Here is a 19,795-nt window from a genome sequence, read left to right on the forward strand (position 1 = left end):
GACGTGGGCCTTCAGCCGCGCACCACGCCCACTTCGCTGAACGGCTTCGGCTCGACCGGGGGCACCGCGCTGTCGTTGAGCGCGCACTGCCAGATGCCGATATCGACCCAGCGGCCTTCCTTGAACCCGATCTCGCGCAGCTGACCGGCGCGGCGAAAGCCGACCTGTTCGTGCGCCTTGATCGACTGGTCGTTGGGGAGCGAGATCACGCCGATCGCCTGGGTGAAGCCTTGCGCGCGCAGCGTATCGATCAGCGCTTCGTAGAGCAGCCGTCCGACGCCCTGCCCCTGCACCGCGCCAGCGACATAGACCGACGTCTCGACGACATAGCGATACGCCGCGCGCTCGCGGAACTTGGTGGCATAGGCATAGCCGAGCACGCCGCGCCCCTCGCTGTTGGTCGCGACGATCCACGGATACAGCCCGTCCGATGCCTCCATCCGCCCCCGCATCGCGCGGGCGTCAGGCGGGTCGAATTCGAAGCTGACCGTACCGGTCAGGACATAGGGAGCGTAGATCGCGGCGATCGCCGCCGCGTCGCCCGGTTCGGCCGCGCGAAGCTGGATCACAGGCCCAGCTTCGCCACCACCAGGTCGATCAGCCGCGCGTCCGCAGCACCGGTGCCGCCCTGTCCCGGGCCGAAGGCGGCGCATTCGAGGCAGCGTGCCTGCATCGACGATGCGCCCGCGATCCGCCGCGCGTCGCCCAGCGCCTGTGCGAACACCGCACGCCGCTCCGCCGCGATCCGCGCGTAGAGATCGCCGCCGCTCTCGGGCGTCGCCTCTTCCTCCTCGTCGCCACCGCGGAAGAAGCCCGCCAGCAACTGCTCGAACCAGCCCGGCTCCTTTTCGAGATAGACGGCGTGCGTCTTCGCGGGATCGAGCTTGGCGCGCTTCGCCGCCTCGGCGATCGCGGCGTCGATATTGCCGAAGCGGTCGACCAGACCGAGCTGACGCGCGGTGCCGCCGTCCCACACGCGGCCCTGGCCGATCTCGTCCACCCGCTGCGGGGTCATCTTGCGCGACTGCGCGACGAGACCGATGAAGCGGCGATATCCGTCCTCGATCCCCGACTGAAGCACGCGGTCGAGCGTTTCGTTGGTGCCGCCGAACACATCCGGCTGGCCGGTCAGCGGCGTGGTCTTCACCCCGTCGGAGGTCACGCCGATCTTGGCGAGCGTATTCTCGAACGTCGGCAGGATGCCAAAGATGCCGATCGATCCGGTGATCGTATTCGGCTGGGCGAAGATCACATCGGCCGGGGTCGAGACCCAATAGCCGCCGCTCGCGGCCAAGCTGCCCATCGACACGACGACCGGCAGCCCCTGGCCCTTGGCCTGCAGGATCGCCTGGCGGATATGTTCCGACGCGAGCGCCGATCCGCCGGGCGAATCGACGCGCACGACCAGCGCCTTCAGCTTGTTCTCGGCCAGCCCCTTGAGCAGCAGGCCGGAGATGGTGTCGCCTGCCGCCGTGCCCGGGCCCGCCTTGCCGTCGACGATTTCGCCCGCGACGGTGATCACGCCGATCGCGTCGCCGGTCTTCGAAACCGGATTGGCCTCCAGCCAGTTGGCGAGCTTGATCGACTTGAAGCTGCCCGCCGGCTTGCCGCTGTCGACGCCCGCGATCTCCGCGACGCGCTTGCCGAACGCCAGCCGGTCGCCGACCTTGTCGACCATGCCGAGCTGCTGGTTCATCTTGGTGAAGTCGCCCTGCGCAGCGGCGACCGCTTCCGCGGGAGTGGTCAGCAGCGGCTCGATCCGCGCCTTGGGGCGCGCGGTCTTCACCGCATCCTTCCACTGTTCGAAGATCGCGCCGTACAGCGCCTCGTTCGCCTCACGCGCCTCGGGCGATTGCTGCGTCTGGGTATAGGGTTCGACCGCGGACTTGAACTTGCCGACCTTGTAGACGTGCGTGGTGACGCCCAGCTTGTCGATCAGGCCCTTGTAATAGAGCCGCGATCCGCCGGGACCGCTGAAGATCGTCCCGCCCATCGGATGGACCCAGATCTCGCTGGCGTTGGCGGCGAGCAGGTACGAGCTGTCCGAATAGCCCGTCGCATAGGCGAGCACCGGCTTCTTCGCGTCGCGCACACGGCGGACCGCTTCGGCGACTTCCTCGACCGCTGCGGGATAGCCGCCCATGAACCGGTCGAGATCGAGTACGACCACCTTGACGCGGACATCGTCCTTCGCCGTATCGAGCGCGCGGATGAGGTCGCGCATGCGATATTCGCGCGGCACTTCGCCGCCACCGATGCTGGCGAACGGGTCGGGCTGCGCCGGCTGTTCGACGATAGAGCCGTCGATCGCCAGCACCAGCGCGCCGTCCTTGACCGCGGCAGGATTGGGCTTGGCCGAGAGGAGCGCGAACAGCGCGCCGAAGAAGAACAGCATGAACAGCAGGACCAGGGCATCCTTGATGCCGACCAGCAGCTTCCATGCGCCGCGTACCAGTTTCACGTCTGACTTCTCCGAAATGCCCCGGGCAATTGACGCACAGGTAGGGCCTGGGGGCAAGCGAGTAAAGCCGCTGTATTAATAGAGTGATACAGAGCCGATCGCGCATCGCCGAACCATCCGGCTGATTCTTTCGGTCAGGCGGTCGCGAACCCGTTGACGCCCCGCATCGTCGCGCCCATATCGCCGCTGCTGGCACTCGCCTTGAGTGAGTGCCAACATCACTCAACCATCGTTCAGGAGAGCTCCATGAACTTTCGTCCGCTGCACGACCGCGTGCTCGTCCGCCGCGTCGAGGCAGAAGCCAAGACCGCCGGTGGCATCATCATCCCCGACACTGCCCAGGAAAAGCCGCAGGAAGGCGAAGTCGTCGCCGCCGGTTCGGGCGCCAAGAACGAGAAGGGCGAGGTCACCCCGCTCGACGTCAAGGCTGGCGACCGCATCCTGTTCGGCAAGTGGTCGGGCACCGAGGTCAAGGTCAACGGCGAAGACCTGCTGATCATGAAGGAAAGCGACATCCTCGGGATCGTCGGCTGACCTTATCTAGCTCACGTTTGTCATTTTCCAGATTTTGAAAGGGTTTCCATCATGGCAGCCAAGGACGTAAAATTCTCGCGCGACGCGCGCGAGCGCATTCTCAAGGGCGTGGACATCCTCGCCGACGCGGTGAAGGTCACGCTGGGGCCGAAGGGCCGCAACGTCGTCATCGACAAGAGCTTCGGCGCGCCCCGCATCACCAAGGACGGTGTGTCGGTCGCCAAGGAAATCGAGCTCAAGGACAAGTTCGAGAACATGGGCGCGCAGATGGTGCGCGAAGTGGCCTCGAAGACCAACGACGTCGCCGGCGACGGCACGACCACCGCGACCGTTCTGGCGCAGGCGATCGTGCGTGAGGGCATGAAGTCGGTTGCGGCCGGCATGAACCCGATGGATCTGAAGCGCGGCATCGACCTCGCGGTGGGCAAGGTCGTCACCGATCTGCAGTCGCGTTCGAAGCCGGTTTCGGGTTCGAGCGAGATCGCCCAGGTCGGCATCATCTCGGCCAATGGCGACAAGGAAGTCGGCGAGAAGATCGCGGAAGCGATGGAGAAGGTCGGCAAGGAAGGCGTGATCACGGTCGAGGAAGCCAAGGGTCTCGAATTCGAGCTTGACGTCGTCGAAGGCATGCAGTTCGACCGCGGCTATCTCTCGCCCTACTTCATCACCAACCCCGAGAAGATGGCGGTCGAGCTCAACGATCCGTACATCCTGATCCACGAGAAGAAGCTGTCGTCGCTCCAGGCGATGCTGCCGATCCTCGAGGCGGTCGTGCAGTCGGGCCGTCCGCTGCTGATCATCGCCGAGGATATCGAGGGCGAGGCGCTGGCCACGCTGGTCGTCAACAAGCTGCGCGGTGGCCTCAAGGTCGCAGCGGTCAAGGCACCGGGCTTCGGCGATCGTCGCAAGGCGATGCTGGAAGACATCGCGATCCTGACCAAGGGCGAAGTGATCAGCGAAGACCTGGGCATCAAGCTCGAGAGCGTCACGCTCGGCATGCTCGGCACCGCCAAGCGCGTCACGATCGACAAGGACAACACCACCATCGTCGACGGTGCGGGTGAAGCCGATGCGATCAAGGGCCGCACCGACGCGATCCGTCAGCAGATCGAAGTCACCACCAGCGATTACGACCGCGAGAAGCTCCAGGAGCGTCTCGCCAAGCTCGCCGGCGGCGTGGCCGTGATCAAGGTCGGCGGTGCGTCGGAAGTCGAGGTGAAGGAGCGCAAGGACCGTGTCGACGACGCGCTGCACGCGACCCGCGCCGCGGTTGAAGAAGGCATCGTCCCCGGCGGCGGCACCGCGCTGCTGTACGCGACCAAGGCGATCGACGGCCTGACCGGCGAGAATGAGGACCAGACGCGCGGCGTGGACATCGTCCGCAAGTCGCTGACCGCCCTCGTCCGCCAGATCGCGGCGAATGCCGGCCATGACGGCGCGGTCGTGTCGGGCAAGCTGCTCGACCAGACCGACACGTCGTTCGGCTTCAACGCTGCGACCGACACCTATGAGAACCTGGTCTCGGCCGGCGTGATCGACCCGACCAAGGTCGTCCGCACCGCGCTGCAGAACGCAGCCTCGGTCGCCGGCCTGCTCATCACCACCGAAGCGGCGGTGAGCGAGCTGCCGGAAGACAAGCCCGCCATGCCCGCAATGGGCGGCGGCGGCATGGGCGGCATGGGCGGCATGGATTTCTGATCGCGAACGGCCTGAGCCAAGCTTAGCTTGGCTCAGGACTCGTTCCGATCCGGACGGCGGGCGGCCGGTCTCCGGCCGACCCGACCGACGCGCCCCGGCTTTGCCGGGGCGGGATCAAAAGCCCGGCACCACACCGGACGAAAAAGGGCCGGGGAGGCGACTCCCCGGCCCTTCTTCATGCTCCGGCTACACGATACGCTACGCCTACACTCTCCGGAGCAGACGGAAGGCGGCAATCGCCTGTTCCATTCCGTCGACGTCCCCACCGCGCTCGTCGGCATGCGGGGACGGCATCAATACGCACCCGACGCTGTGGCGCGGCAGCTTCGCGCGCTGCTTCGCCGGCATGCTCGCCGCGACCGGGAGCCGCCGGCCGAAATCGCTGGGCACCGCATGCCGGTGATACCCGCTGCGCCACGCGACCCGATATTTGCGGGGCACCGAACGCCACGGTCCGTCCGCGCGCATCATGTCGCGCCCGCACCGGGTGCAGCGGGTGAAGAAATACCCCTCGTTCCACACCGGGTCATCGCCCGGTTGATGCCCGATCAGATGGCAGAACTGTGCCATGTCCCCGCCCCCGCTTACTGGAGCTTCGTCGCGGAATGGGCCAGCGCGACGAGATTGGGGTCGTTCGACTTGAGCGCATCCTCGAGCGACCAGATCTCGAACGTCTCGCCCATGCCGACGAACAGCGCGGCATGGGCGATGCCCGCGACGGCACGCGCCCAGCCGGGCAGCTTCACGAATTCGTTGGGGCGCCAGAATTCCTCGCAGAAACCGAACAGGCGGCGCGACGTGGGCGGCGGCGCGGGGATTTCGCGCGGGGCCGGCTCGCCATCGAAACGATGGTCGTCGCAGGCCATGGTCAGCTGCTGCCACCACTGCACGCTCGATCCGACGAGGCAGGGCAGCGTGGCATGCAGACCCAGAAAGATGCTGGGCCCGTCATTGTTCACATTGCGGCGCACGAACGCGGGAAGCCGCACCAAGCCATTTGCCTTCACTGGTAAGATGCAATGCCCGACATAGGGCACGACCCCGCCGAGCGGACGCGCTCGCGCCGGGCGTGCCGGCGGGGCGGGGGCGAAACGACCATCGGAAGGCGCAAACAGGCTGCGGTCGTTCGCCACGGCCTGGCGAGGCCACGGCGTCATCCGACCCAGCTGGGTGGAAACCGCATTCGAACGCTCGGACGCAACATTACGCATCGACACTCTCCGTATCCGACTCACCGCATCAACAAGCACCTTTTGTCCCGATTCATGGTTAATTCGCGATATCGGGATTCTACGATCCGAGAATCTACAGTTTCGGAACAGACTAAAGCTGGCGCACCCTTCAAATAACCTTGATAGAAATAACCTTATCTTGTTGCACCTACTACGGTTACCGCAAGATTATTTATTACGCATGTTCATTGTCGAACAATTCTATTCAAGTTAATTCATACTAAAATCTAGATTTTCAGCTCAATACGAATCCGCCCGTCTGCGGCCCCGCACTCTCGCGGAAACCGTTTTCCACGCGGCGGCAGTGCTAGCTGAGTCCACGAGTCGCGACTTCTGAGCATGCGTGCGGGAGCCCCAAATCGCCCGCCCGCCAGTCACCCCGGTCCGAGATCCTCCAAGTATTAGAGGCGCCATTCGAAATGACGACCGCAGTTGCGGCGAGGCGTAAGAAAATCGATTCCGGCGGCGCCGCGCGAGCTACCGGAAATTTAACGCTTCGTCGCTAATCCGGCGCCCGTGACCCGGGCTCTGGAGTGGCGATGACTGCGGCGACTGCCATCGATCTATCGCATGCGCGCGCGCTGCCTGCGCGCCTTGTGCCCGAATTGCCGACCGCCGATGCCGAATGGCTGCGGCTGCATCCCCTCGCGCAAAAGCTCTCCGAAGAATGGGAGGCGCTGGCCGCCGACGCCGCGGAACCCGACATCTTCACCCGGCGCTGGTTCGCCCAGGCGGGCGCGAGGCATCTGGCACCCGAGCACGTCCGGCTCCTCGCAGTCCGCCGCGACGGGCGTCTGATCGGCCTGATGCCGGTTCATCAGGACGGGCGCTACGGTCGCCTGCCGCTGCGGCACAGCGTGAACTGGGTTCATTATCACTGCTTCCTGGGCGCGCCGCTCCTGCGCCGGGGGGAAGAGGTCGCCGCGTGGTCGGCGATCCTCGCCGCGCTCGACGCCGATCCGGACGCGGGCCAGTTGCTCCACCTCACCGGCCTGGTCGAAGACGGCCCCGTGCATCGGGCACTTGTCGAGGCGGCAGCCCGCGCCGGGCGCCCCTGCGATACCGTCCACCGCATCGAACGCGCGATGCTCGCCAGCGATCTGGCGCCCGACGCCTATTATGCGGCGATCGTGCGTAAGAAGAAGCGCAAGGAAATCGCTCGGCTGCGCACCCGCCTCGCCGAACAGGGGCATCTCGAGACGCGCCGCCTGGCTCCCGACGACGCGCCCGATGCGTGGATCGAGGCGTTTCTCGCGCTCGAACATGCCGGGTGGAAGGGCGCGGCCGGATCGGCGCTGGCCGGCACCCCGCAGACCCGCGAATTTTTTCGTGAGGTGGTGACGGAGGCACACCGTGCGGGGCAGCTCGACTTCCTGCGCCTGGATCTCGACGGCGCCCCGATCGCGATGCTGGTCAACCTGCTCGCCGCGCCCGGGGCATTTTCGTTCAAGACCGCCTATGACGAGCGCTACGCCCGCTTCTCGCCGGGCGTGTTGCTCCAGATCGAAAATCTGCAGATCCTCGCGCGCGGCGATATCGAATGGGTGGACAGCTGTGCCGTCCAGAATCACCCGATGATCGACAGCCTGTGGGCCCAGCGCCGCGCGATCATCCGCGTCACCGTGCCCCTTGCCGGCCGCCGTCGCCGCCTCGTCTTCACCGCCGCCCGCGCGCTCGAACGCGCCGCCGCAGCGCTGCGCGGCCTGCGCCAGCGCCGCAGCGCCTCGACCCTGGAGGATTCCGAATGAAGCCTGTGTTCGACGCCGACGCACGCGCCGCCTTCGCCGCGCTCTATCCTGAACGGCCCGGCACGATCCGTCACCGGCTGTGCGGCCATCCGCTGTTCGAACTCGACGAGTTGGTCGCGCTGTCGCAGCGCATCCGCCCTGTCGATGTCGAGCAGAATCTCGCCAACCTGCCGATCGGCATCGATCCCGCGGACATCCGGCACAATGGCCTCTCGGTCGAGGACTCGATCCGCTCGATCGAGCAGAACGGGTCGTGGATGGTGCTGAAGTTCGTCGATCAGGATCCGGTGTATCGCGCGCTGCTGGACGAGGTTCTCGATGAGATCGAGCCGCTGGTGGCGACCCGCACCGGCGCCATGCTCAAGCGCGAGGCGTTCATCTTCGTCTCCTCGCCCGGCGCGGTCACCCCGTTCCACATCGACCCCGAGCACAATATCCTGATCCAGCTGCGCGGCGAGAAGGTGATGACGGTGTTCCCCGCCGCCGATCCCGAACTCGTCCCCAGCCACCTTCAGGAAACCTTCCATGAGGGCGGCCATCGCAACCTGCCGTTCCAGGACAGCTTCGCGGCAAAGGGGACGCCGATCCGGTTGACCCCCGGCGACGCGATCTACGTCCCGGTCAAGGCGCCGCACTGGGTGCAGAATGGCGACGCGATGTCGATCTCGCTCTCGGTCACGTGGCGATCGGAGTGGAGCTATCGCGAGGCCGATGCGCACGCCTTCAACCGGTTGCTGCGCAAGGCCGGGATGACCCCGGCCGCCCCCGCCCGCTATCCGCATCAGAATCTGATCAAGTCGCTCGCGTGGCGCAGCATCGCCAAGGCAAGGCGGATGACCGGCTACAGCGAATGACCGCGCACTTCCCCCTGATCGAGCCCGATAAGGCGCACCTCGAAACGGCCCTCGTCGCTTCGCTGGAGGCGTTCGCACATGACAGCGCGGGCGTGCTGGCGCGCGGCGTCCAGGCGGGACTGTACGATCGGGTCGACTGGCTGCGCGCGACCCGCGACCATATCTGGCCCGACAGCCCGTTCGTGGTGGCTTGCGCGCGACAGGGGGCCGATGCGCTGTGGCTGCCGCTGCGCGATTGCGGCAAGGCGCGCGCACGGAGTTTCGCAAGCTGGTATACGCTGGCGTTCGCCCCCCTCGCGACGCCCGGCTGCCCGGCCGACCTGCGCGCCGATTTGCTGGCGGCGATCGCGAAGCGCCTGCGCAGCCGGTTCGGCGCGATCACGCTGTGGCCGCTCGAACCCGAAATTTCGGCGGAGCTTCAGGCCGCGTTCCGCCGCGCGGGCTGGCTGGCGATCGAACGGATCGAGGCGGCCCATTGGGTCGCGCATACGCGGGGCGAGGATTTCGACGCCTACTGGGCACGCCGCGCATCCAAGCTGCGCAATACCGTGCGCCGCCGAACCAAGAATAGCGCGGTGGCGGTCGAGATTTACGAGACGTTCGATGCCGACGCATGGGCCGCCTATGAGACGGTCTATGCCTCGAGCTGGAAGCCCGCCGAAGGATCGCCCGCGTTCCTGCGCGCCTTCGCCGAACAGGAGGGGGCCGCCGGAACGCTGCGGTTGGGCATCGCGCGGCGCGACGGGCGGCCGGTCGCAGCGCAATTCTGGACGGTCGAGAATGGTATCGCGACGATCCACAAGCTCGCGCATCTCGAGAGCGAGCGCGAGCATTCACCGGGCACGCTGCTTTCCTATGCGATGTTCCGCCATGTCCTCGATCAGGATCGGCCCGACCTGCTTGATTATGGCAATGGCGATGAGCCGTACAAGGCGGAATGGATGGACGAACGCCGCGAGCGCTACCGTTTGCGCCTGTTCGATCTGCGGAGCCTGTCCGGGATTGCGGCCTGGATGGCCGCCGTGGGCAAGGCGGCCCGGAGCCGGTTCGGGCGCTGAACTCCAAGCACGAAGCGCATGGTTAACGGCTTGTTGACCCTGATCGCTGCACAGCAGGGCCGATGCGCGCCGCCCCGACCCATCTACCGCTGATCCTGCTGCCGCTCGCGCTGTTCGGCATCTTCTTCCATTGGCAGATCCTCGACATCGGCAATGTCGGCTGGCTGCTACACGGCAGCGACAATGGCGAGAACGCGCTGGGCCTGCACGCCTGGCTGCACGATCCCGCGCCGGGCTTCCTGCGCACCAGCCTGCTCGGCGCGCCCGAGGGGACCGGGCTGCTCTTTACCGACAGCAATCCGCTGCTCGCCCTGATCGCATTTCCGCTGCGCGGCGTGCTTCCCGCCGATACCCAGTTGATCGGGTGGTGGATCCTGGCCTGTCTGATCCTGCAGGTCGTGTTGGCCTGGCTGCTGCTGCGGCGCCATGCTCCCAACCCGCTGACCTTGTGGTGCGGCGTGCTGCTGCTGGCCGCGCTGCCGACGCTGTTCAACCGCTTCATCCATGTGAACCTGATGGCACACTGGCTGATCCTGTGGGCGCTCTGGCGGTTCGACGATCCCGCACGCTCGGGATCCAATCGTGGCTGGGCGGTGCTGATTGCGGTCACCGCGCTGATCCACAGCTACCTGCTCGTCATGGTCGGCGCGATCTGGGCCAGCGCGATGCTTGAGCGGCTCTGGAAGGACCGTGCCGCCGCTCCGCGGGTGCTCGGCGAGGGGCTGGCGATGATCGCGATGGTCGCGGCAGTCGCCTGGACCATGGGCGTGTTCGAATCGCACCGGCCCTCGGGAAATTACGGCGCGTTCGCCATGCCGCTCGATGCGCTGTGGAATCCGGGGGTCGACACCTATTCGGCATTTCTGCCGGCGATCGAACAACGCCCGGGGCGCGGGTTCGAGGGATTTCAGTATCTCGGCCTCGGCCTGCTGATCCTGCTTCCGCTCGCCGCGCTGGCGATCCGCCGCCTGCCCCGCCCTGCCCCCGATGCGCCGAACAGCCTGTCGCGCTATGTCTGGCTCGTCCCCGCATTGGTCGTGCTTACCCTGCTGGCGATCAGCAGCTATCCGGACCTTGCCGGGCGCATGCTGCCGCGCTGGCATCTGCCGCAGGAGGTCGCGAACGCGCTCGATGCGATCCGCGCCTCGGGAAGACTGTTCTGGCCGGTCGCCTATGTCGCCGTGCTGGCCGCGCTGCGGATCGCGTATCGCCTGCCCGATCGCGTCGCCGGGGTGGCGCTGCTGGCAGTGACCGTGCTGCAAGCCGCCGATCTCGCCCCGATGGCGCGTGCGGTGCGCAGCCAGACGATCGCGGCGGTGGCAGCGCCGACCTTTGCCCGCACGCGCGCGCCGGAATGGGATCGGCTGGTCCGCCAGTCACGCGACATTGCGTTTGTCCCGGCCGACGTCACCCGCGACCTCGCGCTGTTTCAGGAAATCGCCTGGCGCGCGGCGCGCGCGCAGGTGCCGGTGCGCAGTGTCTATGCCGCGCGCGCTTCGATCGAAGCCGAGCGGAGACAGGCGCGCGAGACGGCAAGCTTCCGCGCCGGAACTCTCGTCCCCGGCCGCCTCTACGTCCTGATCGACGGCGAGCCGGTTCCGCCCCGGCTGGTCGGCAGCGCATATCGCCTCGACGGCGTTGCCGTCATTTTCCGGGCTGATCCTTCATCGCCTCGATGATGCGCTTCACTTCCTGGCTGCGCCCGCGGGGCAGGATCAGGACGTCGTCGCCATCGACCACCACGATCAGGTCGGTCACCCCGACCAGCGCGATCCGCTTGCCCGCGCCCGCCCGGACCAGACAATTGACCGCGTCGATCGCCACGACATCGCCACGACAGGCATTGCCCTGTCCGTCGCAGTCGCTGATCGCGTGCAGGGCGTCCCAGCTGCCGACGTCCGACCAGCCCATGGCGACGGGGACCACCGCGACCTGCGCCGCCTTTTCCATCACCGCGTAATCGATCGAGTCGGACGGCGAGCGCGCAAATTCGGCGGAATCGGGCAAGATGCGGTTTCCCTCGCGGATCGCGCGGTTCATCGATGTCTGCGCCGCCGCCACGATCTCCGGCGCATGCTCGGCGAGCGCGGCCAGGAAGATATCGGCGCGGAACAGGAAGATGCCGCCGTTCCACACATGGTCGCCGCTCGCGACCATCGCCTCGGCGGCGTCGCGCGGCGGTTTTTCGACGAAGCGCGACACCTTGTGCACGCCGTCGCCGATGGCTTCGCCGACCTGGATGTAGCCATAGCCCGTCTCGGGGTGATCCGGCGTGATCCCGAACGTCACCATCCACCCCTCGGCCACCTTGGGCATCGCCGCTGCGATCGCGGCATGGAAGGCGGGGATGTCGGCGATGACATGGTCGGACGGCATCACCAGCAGCGGCGTCGCGCCGCCCCCCGCCGCCACCGCCGCCAGCGCGATGGCGGGGGCGGTGTTGCGCCCCATGGGTTCGAGGATCACCGCCTGCGGCTCGGCGCCCGTCTGCTCCAGCTGTTCGACGATCATGTCGGCATGCAGCGCATTGGCGACGATGATCGGCGCGGCGAACCCGGCATCGGACGGCGCCCGCCGCGCGGTGAGCTGAAGCATCGTCTCTTCGGCGGTCAGCGGGAGCATCTGCTTGGGTCGCTCGGGGCGCGACATCGGCCACAGCCGGGTCCCGGCACCGCCGGAAAGGATCACGGGCACGATCGCATCGGTACGGGGCATCAATACCTCTTTTCAGTCCCGGCGTAGCGGCACGCGGCACACCCGCCAAACACTTATCGCGGCTGGGGTTTCCGCCCGTTCAGCATTTCTTCGTCAATTTATCCGACACGGTCGGCACGGTGTCGGATTTGTTTACACTCGCTGGCTAGGATTTGCGGTCATGATCCGCCTGTTCAAACACTATATCCCGAACGCGGTGCTGCTGCTCGCGCTGTTCGATATCGCGCTGCTGCTGGGCGCGGCGGAATTCGGCTGGATCTATCGCGCGCACCAGATCGGCATGGCGATCGAGCCCTTCCACACGCGCATCCCCCAGATCGTCAGCTTTGCCGCCAGCCTGGAACTCGCGATGATCGCGGTCGGGGTTTATGGCGCCGACGCGCTGCAGTCGATCCGCGTCGCCACCGCCCGGTTGCTGGTCGCGGTGTCGCTGGGGACGATCTTCCTCTCGGTGCTGTTCTTCCTCGTCCCTGCGCTCACCTTCTGGCGCTCGAACCTGCTCTACGCGATGCTGGCATCGGTGGTTGCGCTGTTCGCGCTGCGCATCCTGCTGGGCAAGACGTTGGGCAGCCAAGTGTTCAAGCGACGCGTCGTCGTGCTGGGCGCCGGCGCGCGGGCCGAACGGCTCAAGGTGCTGTCGAAAAAGCCGGGATCGGGGTTCGTCGTCGTCGGCTATGTCGCGATGAGCGAGCCCAATCGCGTGATCCCGGAGGCGATCGCGCGGGACGCGATCTACAACCTAGCCGACCACGTCGTGCTGCTCAACGCGAGCGAGGTCGTGCTGGCGCTCGAGGAACGCCGCAACGCGCTGCCGCTGAAGGATCTGCTGCGGATCAAGACCACCGGCGTCCATGTCAACGAGATCTCGACCTTTCTCGAGCGCGAGACGGGGCGCGTCGATCTCCAGTCGGTCAATCCCAGCTGGCTGATCTTCTCCGACGGCTTCTCGTCGGGACGGATGCTGTCGAGCATGTTCAAGCGGCTGTTCGACATCGCCGCCAGCCTGGTGCTGCTCGCGCTGACGCTCCCGCTGATCGTGCTTGGCGCGATTGCGGTGAAACTGGAAAGCCGGGGTCCGGCTTTCTACCGCCAGCGCCGCGTCGGCCTGTACGGCCAGGGCTTCGACATCCTCAAGCTGCGCTCGATGCGTCAGGATGCCGAGGTCGCGGGCAAGGCGGTCTGGGCCGAGAAGGACGATCCGCGCATCACCCGCGTCGGGCGCTTCATCCGCAAGGTGCGGATCGACGAGCTGCCGCAATGCTGGAGCGTGCTCAAGGGCGAGATGAGCTTTGTCGGCCCGCGGCCCGAACGCCCGCAATTCGTCGAGGATCTGGAGCAGCAGCTCCCTTACTATGCCGAGCGCCACATGGTGAAGCCGGGCATCACCGGCTGGGCGCAGATCAACTATCCCTATGGCGCGTCGATCGAGGACAGCCGGCAAAAGCTGGAATACGACCTCTATTACGCGAAGAATTACTCGCCTTTTCTCGATCTGCTGATCCTGCTCCAGACCTTGCGGGTGGTGCTGTTCCCGGAGGGCGCGCGCTAGGACGATGGCGGCAACGCTGATCCTTTGGGGCCACGCACTCGCGGCGCTGCTGTTCGGGGCGCTGGCACTATGGGCATGGCGTAGCGCCACGCCCGGGATACCGCGCGGGCCGTTCATCGCCGCGCTCGCGCTGACCGCGCTTTGGGCGCTCGCGGTCGCCGGGATCGGCGAGAGCGATCTCGTCACCCAGATCGCCGGTGGTGCACGCAATCTCGGCTGGCTCGGCTTCATGGTGTCGGTGTATCGCCACGGCCCGATCCAGCGCCCGCCCGCCGCGATCGGCACGGTCTATGGCGTCGTCGCGGTGGTAATCCTCATCGCGCTGGTGCTCGACACGATCGGTGCGACGACCGGGCTGCCCCGCCCGGTGCTCGACGCCGCGATCCAGCTCAAGATGCTTGCCGCCATTGCCGCGCTGCTTCTGGTCCAGAGCCTCGACGCTTCGCTCCGGCCGCGCAGCGGCAATGGCGCGCGCCCGATCGTGCTCGCGCTGGGGGCGATGTGGCTGGTCGATACCAACTTGCTGTGCGTCGCCTGGCTCACGGCGAGCTGGCCGCTTCAGCTGATCGCCGTGCGCGGATTCGCCATCCTGCTGATCGCGGCGGCGATCGGGGCCGGGCTGCAGCGCCGCGGCGAAGGGCCGATGCAGATTTCGCGCACGCTCGCCTATCAGGCGCTGGGGCTGGTCGCGGTCGCGCTCTACGTCGCGCTGCTCGCCGCCGCCAACAGCGCGCTCGCCGCGATCGGCGGACCCAATGCGCGGCTGCTTCAGACTGCCTTCGTGTTCGGATCGACCGCCGCGATCCTGACGCTGATTTCCAGCTCGTGGCTGCGCGCATGGATCAAGGTGAAGCTGGCCAAGCACCTGTTCCGCCATCGCTATGACTATCGCGCGGAATGGATGCGCTTCACCGAGACGCTCGGCGGTCCGGAAGACAGCGCGCCGCTCGACGAGCGCATCGTCAAGGCGCTCGCCGATCTGACCGACTCGCCCGCCGGCGTGCTGCTGGTGCCGCAGGGCTCGACCCTCACCGTCGGCGCGGGCTGGAATATCGCACGCGCCGATCTTCCGCTCGGTTACGGCGAGAGCTGGCAGGGCGACCGGATCGATTCTGCCATGGTGATTGAACTCGATACCGGCGAAGGCGCCGATGCGGTGCCGCCGTCGATCCGCGCATGGGATCAGGCATGGGTGGTCGTCCCGTTGCCGCACCACGCCCGGCTCGCCGGCGCGATCGTGCTGGCGCGCCCGCCGGTGCCGCGCGCGCTCGACTGGGAAGATTTCGACCTGCTCAAGGCCGCAGGTCGCCAGCTCGCCAGCTACTTGGCCGAGGAACGCGCGCAGGAGGCGTTGGCGCAGGCCGAACGGTTCGACGAGTTCAATCGCCGCTTCGCCTTCATCATGCACGACATCAAGAATCTGGTGAGCCAGCTCACCCTCGTCGCGCGCAACGCCGAACGGCACGCCGACAACCCCGACTTCCGTGCCGACATGGTCGCGACATTGCAGGATTCGGCCGGGCGGATGAACGATATGCTCGCGCGCCTGTCGCAGCATCATCGCGCCCAGACCGAACCGCCCGTCGCGCTTCCCGTCCTGCCGCTGCTCCGCCGCATCGCGCGATCGCGCGAAGCGATCCACCCGGTCGAGGTGACCGGCAAGGGCGATCCGATCGCGATTGCCGACCCGGTGCGGCTCGAAACGGTGCTCGGCCATCTCATTCAGAACGCGGTCGAGGCCAGTCCGCCCGGCGCGCGCGTCACGCTCGCGATTTCGACGCTCGACGACGAGATCGCCATCGACGTGATCGATCAGGGCTGCGGCATGTCGCCCGCCTTCATTCGCGAAAAGCTGTTTCGCCCCTTCGTCTCGTCCAAGTCCGCCGGGTTCGGCATCGGTGCCTTCGAGGCACGCAAGCTCGCCGAGGACATGGGCGGACGCATCGAGGTGTCGAGTGCCGAGGGACGCGGCAGCCGCTTTCGCGTGACGCTGCCCGCTGCGCGCACCGACGCCAGCCTGTTTGGAACCGCCGCATGACCGACAAAACCGCCCCGCTCCCCAAGCTGCTGGTCATCGAGGATGATCCCGGTCTGCAGCGCCAGCTGCGCTGGGCCTATGACGGCTATCACATCCTCACAGCCGGCGACCGCGAGAGCGCGATTGCGGCGCTTCGCGCGGAGGAGCCCGCCGTCGTCACGCTCGACCTGGGGCTTCCGCCCGATCCCGACGGGACGAGCGAGGGATTCGCGCTTCTCGAAACCATCCTCGCGCTCAAGCCGGATACCAAGGTGATCGTCGCCTCGGGCCATGGCGCGCGCGAATCGATGCTGCGCGCGATCGCGATGGGGGCGTGGGATTTCTATCAGAAGCCGATCGATATCGACGCGCTGGGCCTGATCGTCGCACGCGCATTTCACGTCCACGCGCTCGAGACCGAGAATCAGCGTCTCGCCGCGCATACCGCCAGCGGCCCCGCTCTGGGCGGGATCATCACGGGCGCGCCCGAGATGCTCAAGGTGACCCGCACGATCGAACGGGTCGCGCCAGCCGACGTCTCCGTGATACTGCTCGGCGCCAGCGGAACCGGCAAAGAGTTGCTCGCCCGCGGGCTGCACGAGGCGAGCGGGCGCAAAGGTGCGTTCGTCGCGATCAACTGCGCCGCGATCCCCGAAACCCTGCTCGAATCCGAGCTGTTCGGGCATGAAAAGGGCGCGTTTACCGGCGCGGTGAAGACCACCGAGGGCAAGATCGAGCAGGCGCAGGGCGGCACCCTGTTCCTCGACGAGATCGGCGACGTGCCGCTGCCGCTGCAGGTCAAGCTGCTGCGCTTCCTGCAGGAGCGGGTGATCGAGCGGATCGGCGGGCGCAGGCCGATCGCGGTCGACACCCGCGTCGTGTGCGCGACGCATCAGGACATCGACGCGATGGTCGCGGCAGCGACGTTCCGCGAAGACCTCTACTACCGCCTGGCCGAGATCGTCGTGCGAATCCCCGCGCTGGCCGAGCGACCGGGCGATGCCGGACTGCTCGCGCGCCACCTGCTCCACAAGCACGCCACGGCGATGAAGCTCGGCGGCAAGACGCTTGCAGCCGACGCGCTCGACGCGATCGATGCCTGGCATTGGCCCGGCAATGTCCGCGAGCTCGAAAACCGCGTGAAGCGGGCGGTCATCATGGCTGATGGCAAGCAGGTGACCGCCGCCGATCTCGATCTTGCGCCCGGAGACGGTCCCGAACCGATCAACCTGAAGGCGGTGCGCGAAGCGGCGGACCGCCGCGCGATCAGCCACGCGCTGCAGCGCGCAGAGGGCAATATCTCCGGCACCGCCCGCCTGCTGGGCATCAGCCGACCCACCCTGTACGATTTGATGAGGGCCTATGACCTCCAGCCCTGAACCCCGCCGCCGCCGCTCGGGCCGATCCGCGCCGCGTCGCGGACCGATGTTCCGCCGCGTCCTGGTCTTCGCGCTGTGCATCGGCGCCTTCGCGGTGGCCATCCTGGCATTCCGATCGGTGATCGCCGACCGCCCCGATCCTGCGGCCGCGCGCGAAGCACTGGCGCGCAGCGACGCCTATCTCAAGGCGAACAACGCCTCCGCCGCGCGCAGCCAGGCCTTTACCGCCGTGCGCGCCGATCCGACCTGGGGCGAGGCGCACCTCGCCCTTGCCCGCGCCAATCTGATGCTCGACGAAGGGATCGCGGCCGAGGCATCGATCCGGCGCGCGATCGACAGCGGCGTAGCGCCCGCGCGCACGCATGCACTGCTGGCCCATGCGATCCTGCTCCAGGGCGATCCGCGCCGCGCGCTGATCGAAAGCCGCAAGGCGCCGCTGGCTGACCGGCTCTATGCGCTGCGCGTCCAGACCCGCGCTTATGTGGCGGGCGGCAACCTTGCCGCCGCGCAGGAGGCGGCAATGGCCGCCGTCCGCCTGGCGCCGACCAGCGCCGACGCCTGGAGCGAACTCGGGCGGTTCCGCTTCAATGCCGGCGACATTGTCGGCGCGATCGAGGCGGGAACCCGCGCGGTCGATCTGGACAAGGGCAATACCGACGCGCTGCTGCTGCGCGCGGAACTCGTCCGGGTGCAGTTCGGACTGACCGCCGCGCTCCCCTGGTTCGAGGCGGCGCTGAAACGCGATCCCTATCGCCACGCCACGCTGATCCAATATGCCGCGACGCTGGGCGATGCGGGGCGAACGCGCGAGATGCTGGCCTATACCCGCCGCGCGATGGAAGTCCGTCCGCGCAGCCCGCAGGCGCTGTATCTTCAGGCGGTACTCGCCGCGCGTGCGCAGAAGTTCGATCTCGCGCGACAGTTGCTGCAGCGCGCCGGCCCCGGCGTGGCGCAATTGCCGGGCGGCCTGCTGCTCGGCGGTGCGCTGGATCTGGAGGAAGGCGCCTATGCGCGCGCGATCGAGAAGCTGCGCGGGCTGGTCAGCCTGCAACCGATGAACATCGGCGCGCGCAAGCTCCTGGCAACCGCGTTCCTGCGGTCCGACGCGTCGAAAAACGGCATCGACGTGCTGCGGCCAGTCGTGGCGCGCGGCGATGCCGACAGCTATGCGCTGGCGCTGGTCGCGCGCGGCTATGAGCGTATCGGCCAGCGCGCCGAGGCGGCACGCTATTTCGACCGCGCCGCCCTGCCGGTGCGTGACGACGCGGGCTGGTTCAGCTCGGACGATTCGCTTCCGGTCCTTGCCGCGGCGGCGGCGCGCGGGCCGCAGGACGATCCCGATGCGACGATCCCGCTGCTGCGCGGCCTGATCGAGGACAAGCGGGGCTCCGAAGCGCTGGCACAGGCGCAGGAGATTGCCCGCCGCAATCCCGGCGCGCCCGCCTCGGCGAGCATGGTCGGCGACGTGCTGATGCTGCTCAAGCGCCCCGACGAGGCGGTCGCCTGGTACAAGACCGCCGCCGGCATCCGTTTCAACGAACCCGCGATGCTGCGCCTCGTCGAAGCGCTCGACCGGTCGGGCCAGCGGCAGGAGGCGTCGCGCACGCTGGCGCTGTTCCTCTCGCAAAACCCGCTCAACCTCGCGGCGCTGCGCCTGTCCGCGCATTGGCAGGCGGCGGCGGGCGATTTCGACGCGGCGATCGATTCGCTGGAGGCGATCCGCCTGCGCACCGGCAACCGCGATGTCGCCCTGCTCGCCGAGCTGGCCTTCGCCTATGCCGGCGCGGGCGAACCCGACCGCGCCGCCCGATATGCCGAGGCGGCCTATCTCATCGCCCCGACCAATCCCGCGGTTGCCGGGGCCATGGGTTGGGCGCTGACGCAGGGCGGCGATCATGCCGGCGGGATCGAGCTGCTGCGCAAGGCGGTCGCGCTCGCACCGCGCCACCCGATGCTGCGCTGGCAGCTCGCGCAGGCCTATGCCGATGCCGGGCGCAACGCCGAAGCGGTGACAGAGACGCGATCGGCGCTCGCGATCCCCGGCTTCACCGACAAGGGCGCGGCGGAGGCGCTGCTAGCGCGACTGGCCTAGCCGAATCATGTCCGGATCAGCTGCACCCCCGCCCCCGCAAGAGCATTTGCGAAGGCGTCGGCATTGCGCAGCTTGAGCTTGAGCGTGCGCTCTTCGGGTCCGTAGCGGATCACGGCGTTCATACCCCAGGCCGAGGGACGAACGGTAACGCTGCGGATCCGCTTCAGTGGAATGCAATGCTCGAGCCGATAGAATTCGGGCAGAAACCCCAGGGTGAACGGAAAATATGGGGTTACGCTCAACGTGTCCTTCGTCACCGCGACCATCAGAGCGTTGTTTGCCCAGCGACCCGATGCGCGTCGCTCGCAGTAGAGCGCGTCGCTGGGCAAGCGCGGGATGATCGGCTTGCCGTTCGTTTTGCGATAGAGTGCGGAAATTCCGACGACCAGGACGATCCAGCCCCACGCACCGGCAATCATCCAGAGCGGGAATTCCTCGCCATTCATCCGCTTCATGGT

General features: G+C 67.3%; 16 protein-coding genes. 10 read left to right on the forward strand and 6 right to left on the reverse strand.

Annotated features, from left to right (window positions below; all coding sequences use genetic code 11):
• Positions 1-11 precede the first annotated feature (11 nt).
• Positions 12-569 (reverse strand): GNAT family N-acetyltransferase, encoded by a 558-nt coding sequence (locus ABS767_RS00650; protein ID WP_408076433.1) that lies wholly within the window; start codon positions 567-569, stop codon positions 12-14.
• Positions 566-2,461, reverse strand: a complete 1,896-nt coding sequence (sppA, locus tag ABS767_RS00655) for a signal peptide peptidase SppA (protein ID WP_408076434.1) — start codon at positions 2,459-2,461, stop codon at positions 566-568. Before sppA ends, ABS767_RS00650 begins: the two co-directional genes overlap by 4 nt.
• Positions 2,462-2,707: 246 nt before the next feature.
• On the opposite strand from sppA, the gene groES reads away from it, so the two are divergent.
• Positions 2,708-2,995: a co-chaperone GroES gene (gene groES, locus ABS767_RS00660; RefSeq protein WP_066660780.1), complete on the forward strand. Its 288-nt coding sequence runs from the start codon at positions 2,708-2,710 to the stop codon at positions 2,993-2,995.
• A 51-nt stretch (positions 2,996-3,046) separates the two neighbouring features.
• Complete coding sequence (gene groL / locus ABS767_RS00665) at positions 3,047-4,693, forward strand: chaperonin GroEL (protein ID WP_408076435.1); 1,647 nt, start codon at positions 3,047-3,049, stop codon at positions 4,691-4,693.
• A gap of 204 nt (positions 4,694-4,897) precedes the next feature.
• Here groL and ABS767_RS00670 read toward each other — a convergent pair whose 3' ends face one another.
• Together ABS767_RS00670 and ABS767_RS00675 are read right to left on the reverse strand one after the other, a co-directional pair.
• Complete coding sequence (locus ABS767_RS00670; protein WP_408076436.1) at positions 4,898-5,263, reverse strand: hypothetical protein; 366 nt, start codon at positions 5,261-5,263, stop codon at positions 4,898-4,900.
• Positions 5,264-5,277: 14 nt separating this feature from the next.
• Positions 5,278-5,904: a hypothetical protein gene (locus ABS767_RS00675; RefSeq protein ID WP_408076437.1), complete on the reverse strand. Its 627-nt coding sequence runs from the start codon at positions 5,902-5,904 to the stop codon at positions 5,278-5,280.
• A 560-nt stretch (positions 5,905-6,464) separates the two neighbouring features.
• Between ABS767_RS00675 and ABS767_RS00680 the strand changes: the two genes are divergently transcribed.
• The 4 genes from ABS767_RS00680 to ABS767_RS00695 all read left to right on the forward strand — a co-directional run bounded on the left by ABS767_RS00680 (position 6,465) and on the right by ABS767_RS00695 (position 11,264).
• Positions 6,465-7,673 carry a GNAT family N-acetyltransferase gene (locus tag ABS767_RS00680; RefSeq protein WP_408076438.1) on the forward strand — a complete coding sequence of 403 codons (1,209 nt, stop codon included), beginning with the start codon at positions 6,465-6,467 and terminating at the stop codon, positions 7,671-7,673.
• The gene (locus ABS767_RS00685) at positions 7,670-8,527 is read left to right on the forward strand and encodes a cupin-like domain-containing protein (protein ID WP_408076439.1); all 858 of its coding nucleotides are present in this window, start codon (positions 7,670-7,672) and stop codon (positions 8,525-8,527) included. Before ABS767_RS00680 ends, ABS767_RS00685 begins: the two co-directional genes overlap by 4 nt.
• Entirely contained in the window at positions 8,524-9,585 is a 1,062-nt protein-coding gene (locus ABS767_RS00690; protein ID WP_408076440.1) for a GNAT family N-acetyltransferase, read from the forward strand. The genes ABS767_RS00685 and ABS767_RS00690 overlap by 4 nt, the downstream gene beginning before the upstream one ends.
• Before the next feature lie 62 nt (positions 9,586-9,647).
• Positions 9,648-11,264, forward strand: coding sequence for a DUF6311 domain-containing protein (locus ABS767_RS00695; RefSeq protein ID WP_408076441.1), 1,617 nt, complete (start codon positions 9,648-9,650; stop codon positions 11,262-11,264).
• Here the strand turns inward: ABS767_RS00695 and ABS767_RS00700 are convergent.
• The gene (locus ABS767_RS00700; protein WP_408076442.1) at positions 11,230-12,300 is read right to left on the reverse strand and encodes a mannose-1-phosphate guanylyltransferase/mannose-6-phosphate isomerase; all 1,071 of its coding nucleotides are present in this window, start codon (positions 12,298-12,300) and stop codon (positions 11,230-11,232) included. The genes ABS767_RS00695 and ABS767_RS00700 overlap by 35 nt on opposite strands.
• A 160-nt stretch (positions 12,301-12,460) precedes the next feature.
• On the opposite strand from ABS767_RS00700, the gene ABS767_RS00705 reads away from it, so the two are divergent.
• From ABS767_RS00705 to ABS767_RS00720, 4 genes are read left to right on the forward strand one after another with little or no spacing between them, the layout of a single operon-like run.
• Positions 12,461-13,849 (forward strand): TIGR03013 family XrtA/PEP-CTERM system glycosyltransferase, encoded by a 1,389-nt coding sequence (locus tag ABS767_RS00705; protein ID WP_408076443.1) that lies wholly within the window; start codon positions 12,461-12,463, stop codon positions 13,847-13,849.
• A gap of 4 nt (positions 13,850-13,853) precedes the next feature.
• A complete protein-coding gene (gene prsK, locus ABS767_RS00710) occupies positions 13,854-15,887 on the forward strand; it encodes an XrtA/PEP-CTERM system histidine kinase PrsK (RefSeq protein WP_408076444.1) in 2,034 nt (677 codons plus the stop codon).
• The gene (gene prsR, locus ABS767_RS00715; RefSeq protein WP_408076445.1) at positions 15,884-17,245 is read left to right on the forward strand and encodes a PEP-CTERM-box response regulator transcription factor; all 1,362 of its coding nucleotides are present in this window, start codon (positions 15,884-15,886) and stop codon (positions 17,243-17,245) included. Before prsK ends, prsR begins: the two co-directional genes overlap by 4 nt.
• Positions 17,246-17,291: 46 nt before the next feature.
• Complete coding sequence (locus ABS767_RS00720) at positions 17,292-19,337, forward strand: tetratricopeptide repeat protein (RefSeq protein ID WP_408076446.1); 2,046 nt, start codon at positions 17,292-17,294, stop codon at positions 19,335-19,337.
• Between the two features lie 5 nt (positions 19,338-19,342).
• Here ABS767_RS00720 and ABS767_RS00725 read toward each other — a convergent pair whose 3' ends face one another.
• The gene (locus ABS767_RS00725) at positions 19,343-19,792 is read right to left on the reverse strand and encodes a hypothetical protein (protein ID WP_408076447.1); all 450 of its coding nucleotides are present in this window, start codon (positions 19,790-19,792) and stop codon (positions 19,343-19,345) included.
• Positions 19,793-19,795 lie beyond the last annotated feature (3 nt).

The organism is Sphingomonas plantiphila (assembly GCF_046000505.1).
In the GTDB taxonomy this organism is placed as follows: Bacteria; Pseudomonadota; Alphaproteobacteria; order Sphingomonadales; family Sphingomonadaceae; genus Sphingomonas; species Sphingomonas plantiphila.

Excerpts from the sequence above, each read along its gene's own strand:
- groES (WP_066660780.1), top strand. The coding sequence starts at position 2,708 with ATGAACTTTCGTCCGCTGCACGACCGCGTGCTCGTCCGCCGCGTCGAG.
- groL (WP_408076435.1), top strand. The coding sequence starts at position 3,047 with ATGGCAGCCAAGGACGTAAAATTCTCGCGCGACGCGCGCGAGCGCATT.
- ABS767_RS00670 (WP_408076436.1), bottom strand. The coding sequence starts at position 5,263 with ATGGCACAGTTCTGCCATCTGATCGGGCATCAACCGGGCGATGACCCG.
- ABS767_RS00675 (WP_408076437.1), bottom strand. The coding sequence starts at position 5,904 with ATGCGTAATGTTGCGTCCGAGCGTTCGAATGCGGTTTCCACCCAGCTG.
- ABS767_RS00680 (WP_408076438.1), top strand. The coding sequence starts at position 6,465 with ATGACTGCGGCGACTGCCATCGATCTATCGCATGCGCGCGCGCTGCCT.
- ABS767_RS00685 (WP_408076439.1), top strand. The coding sequence starts at position 7,670 with ATGAAGCCTGTGTTCGACGCCGACGCACGCGCCGCCTTCGCCGCGCTC.
- ABS767_RS00690 (WP_408076440.1), top strand. The coding sequence starts at position 8,524 with ATGACCGCGCACTTCCCCCTGATCGAGCCCGATAAGGCGCACCTCGAA.
- ABS767_RS00695 (WP_408076441.1), top strand. The coding sequence starts at position 9,648 with ATGCGCGCCGCCCCGACCCATCTACCGCTGATCCTGCTGCCGCTCGCG.
- ABS767_RS00700 (WP_408076442.1), bottom strand. The coding sequence starts at position 12,300 with ATGCCCCGTACCGATGCGATCGTGCCCGTGATCCTTTCCGGCGGTGCC.
- ABS767_RS00705 (WP_408076443.1), top strand. The coding sequence starts at position 12,461 with ATGATCCGCCTGTTCAAACACTATATCCCGAACGCGGTGCTGCTGCTC.
- prsK (WP_408076444.1), top strand. The coding sequence starts at position 13,854 with ATGGCGGCAACGCTGATCCTTTGGGGCCACGCACTCGCGGCGCTGCTG.
- prsR (WP_408076445.1), top strand. The coding sequence starts at position 15,884 with ATGACCGACAAAACCGCCCCGCTCCCCAAGCTGCTGGTCATCGAGGAT.
- ABS767_RS00720 (WP_408076446.1), top strand. The coding sequence starts at position 17,292 with ATGTTCCGCCGCGTCCTGGTCTTCGCGCTGTGCATCGGCGCCTTCGCG.
- ABS767_RS00725 (WP_408076447.1), bottom strand. The coding sequence starts at position 19,792 with ATGAAGCGGATGAATGGCGAGGAATTCCCGCTCTGGATGATTGCCGGT.